Origin of the sequence: Azospirillum sp. B506 (assembly GCF_000333595.1) — a bacterium.
GTDB lineage: Bacteria > Pseudomonadota > Alphaproteobacteria > Azospirillales > Azospirillaceae > Azospirillum.
The window spans coordinates 1-5,980 of sequence record NZ_BADK01000119.1 but is presented as its reverse complement, the minus strand read 5'-3'; the positions used below and the strand labels follow the sequence as shown (position 1 = coordinate 5,980).

The 5,980-nt window shown below is 57.5% G+C and carries 4 protein-coding genes and 2 pseudogenes; 3 read left to right on the top strand and 3 right to left on the bottom strand.

All coding sequences use genetic code 11. The features are described from left to right. From I71_RS39115 to I71_RS35570, 3 genes and pseudogenes are all read left to right on the top strand, one after another. A pseudogene (locus tag I71_RS39115) lies at nt 1–350 on the top strand (hypothetical protein); the annotation flags it as partial. Then, on the top strand, nt 347–3,529 hold the full coding sequence (locus I71_RS04250; RefSeq protein WP_042691078.1) for a class I SAM-dependent DNA methyltransferase: 3,183 nt from the start codon (nt 347–349) through the stop codon (nt 3,527–3,529). The pseudogene I71_RS39115 and the gene I71_RS04250, both read left to right, overlap by 4 nt. Next, nucleotides 3,526–4,194 (top strand): hypothetical protein, encoded by a 669-nt coding sequence (locus tag I71_RS35570; protein WP_211098356.1) that lies wholly within the window; start codon nt 3,526–3,528, stop codon nt 4,192–4,194. The genes I71_RS04250 and I71_RS35570 overlap by 4 nt, the downstream gene beginning before the upstream one ends. Before the next feature lie 133 nt (nt 4,195–4,327). On the opposite strand, the gene I71_RS35565 is transcribed toward I71_RS35570, so the two are convergent. From I71_RS35565 to I71_RS38145, 3 genes and pseudogenes are all read right to left on the bottom strand, one after another. Beyond that, a complete protein-coding gene (locus I71_RS35565; protein ID WP_199902103.1) occupies nt 4,328–4,891 on the bottom strand; it encodes a TrbI/VirB10 family protein in 564 nt (187 codons plus the stop codon). Next, a complete protein-coding gene (locus I71_RS37120) occupies nt 4,888–5,712 on the bottom strand; it encodes a hypothetical protein (RefSeq protein ID WP_148294140.1) in 825 nt (274 codons plus the stop codon). Before I71_RS37120 ends, I71_RS35565 begins: the two co-directional genes overlap by 4 nt. Next, nucleotides 5,709–5,980: pseudogene (locus I71_RS38145) on the bottom strand (conjugal transfer protein TrbH); the annotation flags it as partial. The pseudogene I71_RS38145 and the gene I71_RS37120, both read right to left, overlap by 4 nt.

Below are 5,980 nucleotides of genomic sequence, written 5' to 3'. Positions count from 1 at the left end.
CGAATTCCATCTCGAACTATGCCAGCATCGGTGAGGTACCAGGGCATCTGGGTCTTATCGCGGTTCTGCTTTCCGAACTCAAAAGCCATGACCTTCCCTTCGACGCGGCAATCGCAAAAGCCAATCCTATTAGAAAGCGCTCGCGAGGCCGTGCGCGGCCAGGACGCTTCGGCGGCGATTCTCAAGAACGATTAGATTTAAATCACGTCCAGTTTGAGGAGCGTAGCTCGGCTGAGATCATTGCAAGCCGAAGCCATGCACAGTCGCAAATCGCTTCCCCGTCAAAGACCATCTCAACCCCAACGGGGAAAAACTACAGTTCCCAAAATGGACGCGGTTTAGGCACATGACATCGACTGAGCCATTGACGCTCGGCGCGGTCGCCCATGTTTTGGGTTGGCCAGACGCGTCGGAGATGCTTGCCCCGACAGGAGCAGGACCAGCAACATTTGTTCGGCTGGCTCGTGATAAGATCGGTCGCGCCTTGGAGCGGTTGGAGCCTAGCCAGCATTGCCGGATCGGGATACTTTCGACTAGCTTGACTGACGATGCTACGGAGGCTCCGCTCGGTATAGTTGTGGAGTTCGCGGGTAAAGCTTCGGACGCTTTGCTGCGAGAGCTTCACCGGTTAGCTTGGAATTTCTCCCATAGTCCAGTTCTTATTACTATTGAACCTCACTTGGTTCGGGTCTGGAGTTGTTGTGAAGCTCCCGTGCGAGACCAATTCGTCGAGCGGCATGTGGTTCATCAGATCAGCGCATCAGATCTGATCGCATCCCGAGAAGGAGAGTTGCAGGCTCGTGCAGCTCGCGTATTGCACTGGCTGAACCTGATTTCAGGCCAGTTCTTGACTGCACACGCACAGCGTTTCAACCGAGATGGCCGTGCCGATCAGATGCTACTGCAAAATCTTAGCGAGATGCGGGAGCAATTGAGAGTGGCTGGCCTTAAAGATGACGACGTTTGTCATGATCTGCTGGCGCGCGTCATATTCGTTCAGTTTTTATTCGATCGGCGCGACGCAGATGGTGCCGCTGCTCTTGATGGCGCGAAACTGGCCGAACTCCAAGAAGTCGGTGTTCTGTCTAGGATCTATGGCAGTTTGCCTGAAATTCTTGAAGACTATGAGGATACTTATCGTCTGTTCGACTGGCTCAACGTCCGCTTCAATGGGGATCTCTTTCCGGGCAAAGGCGTAACTTCGGATGAACGTGCTTCAGGCTGGAAAGCCGAACGCGCTTTAGTCAACGCATCACATCTACACCTTCTCGCGAACTTTCTTCGAGGCGACATTGATTTTGGTTCGGGCCAAGTGTGCCTCTGGCCGCTCTATTCGTTCGACGTAATTCCGCTCGAATTTATTAGCAGCATTTATGAAACCTTTGTAAGCGAGCGAGCATCGGATGAGGGGATTTTCTATACGCCCCCGCACCTCGTGGACTTTGTTCTCGATCAGGTTTTGCCTTGGAACGAGACAGATTGGAATATTCATATTCTCGATCCGGCATGTGGATCAGGCATCTTTCTCGTTAAAGCGTTCCAGCGCCTCGTACATCGGTGGAAGAAGGCTCATGATGGTACAGCCATCACCGCCGATGTCATGCGCCGCATGCTCACCGAAAACCTGTTGGGGGTCGATAAAGATCAGCATGCGGTGCGTGTTGCATGCTTCAGTCTCTATCTCGCCATGTGCGATGAAATAGAGCCACGCCGCTACTGGGCGGACGTACATTTTCCGCCAATGCGCGGCGATCGTTTGATCTGTTCCGACTTTTTCGAGGAACATCCTGGCTTTGTAACCCCTTTGGGTTCTATTGGTCCAGGCGTTAAATGTTATGACCTGATTATTGGCAATGCCCCGTGGGGGAAGAATCTTCTGACAGATGTCGCGCGCGAGTGGAGCAATGACAAGCGCCATCGTTGGCCAGTTGCCAACAAAGACATCGGCTGCTTGTTTATCGCCAAAGGTGCAGCTCTTCTGAAATCTTCTGGTCGGTTGGCACTAATTCAGTCCGCCGCTTCATTGCTGTTTAACAGCGGGGAGCCCGCGATCCGTTTCCGGCAGAGGCTTTTCTCAAGCCACACCGTTGAGGCGGTATTCAATCTGTCGGCTTTACGCTTCCGGATGTTCGGACGAAAACTCCATACACGGAAGGTTTCGGTTTCGCCCGCCTGCGTGGTGGTGCTTCGTCCGCAACCACCATCGTTGGACCATCATATCGCCTATATCAGTCCCAAAGCGCCCTCGGAACCTGTCGAAGAATTCGCAGTGTCTGTCGAACCCGGCGACTATCGCTGGATCAACGCATCCGATGCCGCATCCGAACCTTTCGTATGGACGGCACTGATGTGGGGAACGCCTCGTGACATCAGCCTGCTCCAAAAGCTGAGAAAAGGGCTGACGCTCGCGAAATTGATCACCCAAGAAAAGGCGCGAACCAGGGAAGGGATCATCTTTGGTGACAGGAAAAAGCATTTTCCTTCACTGAATGGTCGACGCCTCTTTGTGGAAAACCAGTTTCCAGCGAGTTCTGCGGTGTATCTCGATGCTGAAGAAGTCCCGCAGATAGTCGACGAAATTCGAGCCGATAGAAAAGCGTCGACCAATTTCGCCGCATTTGCGGCACCGCAGTTGCTCATCAAACAGGGTTGGCAGATCAAGACAGGACGGTTTCAAGCCAGACTGGTACGATCAAAGACGCTGAAAGGGCTTCTTTGCTCACAAAGCTACGTTACGGTGACCGCTGACAAAGATATATTGTCATCTGCTTGTCTAACTTACAATAGCAAGCTGGCTGTGTACTTCCTCCAGTTAACCAGCGGGCGCATGGCAACCTATCGTCCTGAGACTACGGTGGGAGATCTCCTTGATGTGCCACTACCGCCACGCCCTGGCAATCTCGACCTTATTAAAGGATCGAGGGATTTTGATACCCAAGTGTTTGACGCGTTTGGGTTGACGGACGCCGAGCGCGCACTGATTGAGGACATGGTAGACATCAACGTCACCGATTTTCGCAACGTGCGCGATCAGCCGGGCCTGCGTCCCACATGCAAAAACTCTTCTCCCTTGTTTGAGCCATCTTGCGACAGCGAACCCGTGTTGACCGAATACGCCCAATATTTCACGCGGGTTCTCAAAGCGGGGTTCGGCTCCGACAAGGGTGTCCAAGCGAACATCTTCTGTCCGTTGGGAACGGAGCCCATGCCCTTTAGATTGGTTTCTTTCGAACTGGTCGAAGAAGACAGCGGCGAACCGAGGTATGTACGCGTGGACGCCCCAGCCCTCTTAGCCGAAATGCAGCGGATGGCCGAACGGCGTCGCTCGTTCGAACACGGGAGAGCTGCGGTCAAGAGCCTAGCCGCTCGCATTTACGATGGCCAAGCATCGTCGCCTACAATCTTCCTGATGAAACCGGACGCGGTGCGTTACTGGACGCGTTCGGTCGCATTGAACGATGCGGATGAAGTTTCCGCGGACCTATTTCAGATCATGGCGTTCGCACAGCAAAAAGGACATATTCAGTGATTGGAGGTGTGCAGTGGAGTCGGCCCAGACCGCCAATCGACGAGGCCTTCATCGCCGGTGCTTCGATCTGGATGCGCAACAGCGAAGATATCATGTTGGAACGGGTGTGGAGCGGCTATGATGAGCTTCTGAAGACGCGCCCCCCGTTCGACGGCACCGATCTTGAACGAAGTATAACCGAGCGTTTGGAAGCCAGTATTCAAGAGCACATGTCGGGCTACGAACCTTTTGTCGTTCAGCATGGCCCACATGAACGGGAAACTAAACAACCCTCTCCAGCACAACCGCCCCAATACGACATCGGCTTCGTCTTTAGGGCGGATTCACGAGTCATTTGGCCACTGGAGGCTAAGGTGCTCGAAACTCCTGGCACCCTGGCCGACTATTTGGGTGATGTGAAAGACCAATTCCTTACATGCCGATATGCTCCGCTTTCACCGTCAGGCGCCATGATTGGTTATTTACTGAGTGGCGACGCAAACGATACTCTCACTAATATTTCTGTGCGTTTGGGATGTACGCTCAGTCCCTTGTCACGACATGGTGAAAGAGCGAGCCGCGTCTCCACTCACGTCCGATCTGTTCCGAACGGCAAGCCTTACCCCAAGAATTTTCAATGCCATCATATTATTATGGCGCTAATCGGAGTCAATCGGACAAGATAATAAGCGCAGTGATTTGGGTGTATTTACTATATTAGTAATAGGGGTGTGATTTTTTGAACGGAGCGATAAATGTTATCTAAACGCCGCTAAGATTGAAACGGCTCTTAGAACACCTATCGCACATTCCTCATTTCTACCAAGGTGGGATGATCATGTCCTTGGTCACCATGATGTTGAAACGGTAGCCGGGTCGGATTTCCAGGGTCGGAGCGACGTTCAGACCCTTGCGGGCGTACTCCGCGCCGAGCTGGCCCATCTGCTGGCCGAGACTGCCGGCAATGATCTGTTGCGCGTCATAGCCGCCGCGGGTGTCGCCGCGCTGCTGCGGCTGGGAGAGCTGGACGCCGGCCGAGAAGATCGACAGCAACAGGGCGTTGCCGAAGGTCCGGAAATAGTGGTTGTTCACCTGATCGGAGAAGCCGGCATAGCCGCCCTGGTCGGCGCCGGGCATGCTGCCGAGATCCAGCGACGAGGCGTCGGGATAGATGATCCGGTTCCAGGCGATCAGCACCCGTTCCTGGCCCATCTCCACCCCGTTGTCGTAGCTGCCGATCAGCATGGAATCCTTGGGGATCAGCAGATATTGCCCGGTGGCGGTGTCGTAGACGTTCTCGCGCACCCGCGCCTTGATTATGCCCGGCAGGTCCGAGTTGATGCCGCTTTCCATGACACCAGGGATGATGGCGCCAGCCTTCACCTCATAGGGCGACCGTGCCGCCTCGCGGGTGCCGGCGAGGTGGTGCGAGCCGCGCCCCGGCTGCTGAGTGAGGACGTTGCGTTTGGCATCCGGGCCGGTGCCCTGTCCCCCGCGCTCTTGCCCGCTGCCATAGCCGCCGGCACCGCCACCAGTCCCACCGGCCCCGCCCAGGCCGCCGCTCGACCCCAAGCTGCCGAAACCGTTGGCGAGTTGGGCGAGTGCTTGTGAGCTGGTGCCGGCGGCGCCAGGACCGGCCGCAGCCGGCTGCTGCATCTGCCCGGGCTGGGAGCGGTGCTGGGGACGGTGGTCGGCGCTTCCAGAGCTGCCTTCAGCGCCGCCCGGCGCTGTTCCTCGATCCGCCGGACTTCGGCGTCATACTGCTGCCACGCCCGCATCCGGGCGTCGTCCTCCAGCGTCCGCCCGCCATTGGCAGCGGGGCCTCGCCCCATCGGGTCCGGTGGTGCCCCCGGCAGGGTGGCGGGGGTGATCGCAGGAGGTGTTGCCGGCGTTGCCGGGGGCGGAGCTGCCCGCCGTGCTTCGATGATGCCGGCGCTTTGCGCCGCCCCGAACAGCGGCTTGGCGTCCACCGGCTCCGGCGCCGCCACCACTTCGGTGCTGCCGACGCCGGCCGCCCGGCGCTTGGCCCGCTCGTTCATCGTGTAGGCGATGGCGATGGCAACCAATGCTGAAATGCCGATCAGGATGTAGATCGGCACGCGGGTCAGGCGCCGGCCGCCGGTCTGCCGCATGGTCGGGCCGGCGAGGAAATCGGGCGAGCGGTCGGGGCCATCGGTTGGCGGTTGCTGCGTCTGGTCGGTCATTCTGCGGCATCCTCCCGTACGGTGAAGGGGGAGCCGGCTTGGAGGGTGCCGGCACTGTTGCGCAGCCACAGGCGCGAGGCCGTGGTGCGGTCGAATTGGAGACGGACGAGCACCCCGGCATTGAGCGGCGTCACCAGATAGCGCAGGGGGTGGGCGCCTGGTGCTTTTTGGCCGGCGTCCGCCACTCCGAAACCGATCCGCCGCAGCTCGCCGCGCAGGACCGGCGTCAGGCTGTCGCTGGCCAGCTCGCCGGCCGGCGCATCGAGCG